A 2,034-nucleotide genomic window follows, 5' to 3' on the forward strand; every position below is an offset into this window, starting at 1 on the left:
AAGCTCTTTATTAAAACTTGCCATTATTAATCGTGCATCTTTGTCAGCGCCAGGGCAAAATTATTCCTTCTAACTTTTAAAGCATGAACTGAAAAACTGCACTTCCCGTTGAGTTAACCTCTAAGTTGCAATGCTGAATTTCTATATTATCAAAAAAATAGTAATAAGAAATTCAAAAATTTCAGCGCACTCTTGTTGGTAACGGTCCCGGTTACCGCAAGTTGCGGGAGTAGGGGAAGCGGATTTGTCGGATTAGTTGTTTTTATAATTGGTCTCTAAAATATCAATTTTCAGCAAACTACCCGTTATTTGCGGTGAACCGTTGTTAGGCTGCGTTATTTTCTAACGGTTTTATGTTATTGAATTCTTTTTCTTTTAAAGATTTTTCTTCTTCTAAATCATAATCATCTTGTAAACCCAACCAGAATTTAGCAGTTGTTCCAAAGTATTTTGAAAGTCGGAGGGCTGTATCAGCAGTTATTCTTCTTTTCTTTTTAATGATTTCACTTATTCTTGTTTGCGGAATAAATGTTTCCTTGGAAAGTCGATATGCTGTAATTTCCATTGGATCTAAAAACTCTTCTTTTAAAATTTCTCCAGGATGTATGTTTTCAAGTTTTTTCATTTTTCTATTTTTTTAAGTTTAATGGTAGTCAACAATTTGAACCTCAAAAGCATTGTCATTTTCCCATTTGAACATTATTCTCCATTGTTTATTAATTCTAATACTATGAAAACCTTCTAAATTCCCACTCAGCTTTTCCAAATGATTCGCTGGAGGAATTCTTAGGTCATTTATATTTTGAGCATTATTTACCATTCTTAATTTTCGTCTAGCTACGTTCTGAATATTAGCAGGAAGCTTTCTTGATTGGGTTCCATTCCAAATTTTATCAGCTTCTTTATCTGCAAAAGATTTTATCACAAATATTTTTGTTTCACGTTACTAACGTCAAAGATAAGTAAAAAATTAAAAATTAGAAGTTCCAAGCACGATAAAATTATGCTGCCTAACTCGTTATATCAAAACAAATATAACGTTTAGCAGGCTTATTTGCGGGATAAACGCAGTTGGCTTAAGATAAAGATTGAAATAAAGAAGTTTACGGAAAGTCGTAGGAAAATTAGAGGTTCTATTCAGAGAATAATTCGAAATCAACATCCAAAAGAGATTTAGGTTCTACTTCCAGAGCTTTTGCTAATGCTAATAATGTAAAAAAGGAGAAATTTCTATTGCCATTCTCAATTACGCTTAAGCTACCTTTTGTGACGCGACATCTTGCAGCAACATCATCTTGGCTTAGACCTTTTTCTTCCCGAAGCCTTTTAATATGCCTTCCGAAAATTTGTTGTCTTTTTAGGTCTAATTCCTCCATAAAATTTACTTGGAGAGTAAATACAAGAAAATTTTCAATAAAAAATGTTACAAGATCTTGTAACAAAAAATATTTTTTGTTACTTAGCTGGTAGTTAGATCAATGATTTAATTTTTATATTTGCGAAACTTCTTTAAGTAAAATATTAGAAGCATTCGCTTTGAGTCTTGAACAGAAAACTGGTAATTTTCAACAAACCACAAGATGATAAGTGTAAATGCTCACGACCCGGGCGTGGGCTTACTTGATCGTGGTAAGGTATACCAGTGCCTCTGTTCGATAAGTTGAGTTTCCACGCCTTTTGGTATGTAGAAGAAGGCCTTCTACTCAACCCTTTTCAAAGCTATCTTCTCCTTATAAGCTATAAGAACTCGCTTAGTTATTTAAAATAAATCCATTTCCGGATTTGTTGGGATAGCCACAGCTTCATTCCCTACACGATGCTGTGCTGAAGGGTGGAATAAACCACCTAACTTTAATTACACCTGTTAATATAATGAGTTCTTTATGTCACAGTATAATTTCGAATTATTAAAAAAAGGTGATCCGGCTGCTCTGGTGAATATCCATGCCAGGTATAGCAGAAGTATCTTTTGGGTGGGCAGGCAAATTCTGGATGATGAGTTTGTCGTACAATCTTTAGTCCTGGACACTTTTT

3 protein-coding genes are annotated in these 2,034 nt (G+C 33.7%); all 3 read right to left on the reverse strand.

Annotation, left to right across the window (positions count from 1 at the left end):
* Positions 1–325: 325 nt before the first annotated feature.
* Positions 326–625, reverse strand: coding sequence for a HigA family addiction module antitoxin (locus RM539_RS19715; RefSeq protein WP_011709863.1), 300 nt, complete (start codon positions 623–625; stop codon positions 326–328).
* A gap of 18 nt (positions 626–643) precedes the next feature.
* Positions 644–925 carry a type II toxin-antitoxin system RelE/ParE family toxin gene (locus RM539_RS19720; protein ID WP_311505135.1) on the reverse strand — a complete coding sequence of 94 codons (282 nt, stop codon included), beginning with the start codon at positions 923–925 and terminating at the stop codon, positions 644–646.
* A 208-nt stretch (positions 926–1,133) separates the two neighbouring features.
* Positions 1,134–1,442 carry a helix-turn-helix domain-containing protein gene (locus tag RM539_RS19725; RefSeq protein WP_311505136.1) on the reverse strand — a complete coding sequence of 103 codons (309 nt, stop codon included), beginning with the start codon at positions 1,440–1,442 and terminating at the stop codon, positions 1,134–1,136.
* Positions 1,443–2,034 lie beyond the last annotated feature (592 nt).

Source organism: Autumnicola musiva, from assembly GCF_031846585.1.
Lineage (GTDB): Bacteria > Bacteroidota > Bacteroidia > Flavobacteriales > Flavobacteriaceae > Autumnicola > Autumnicola musiva.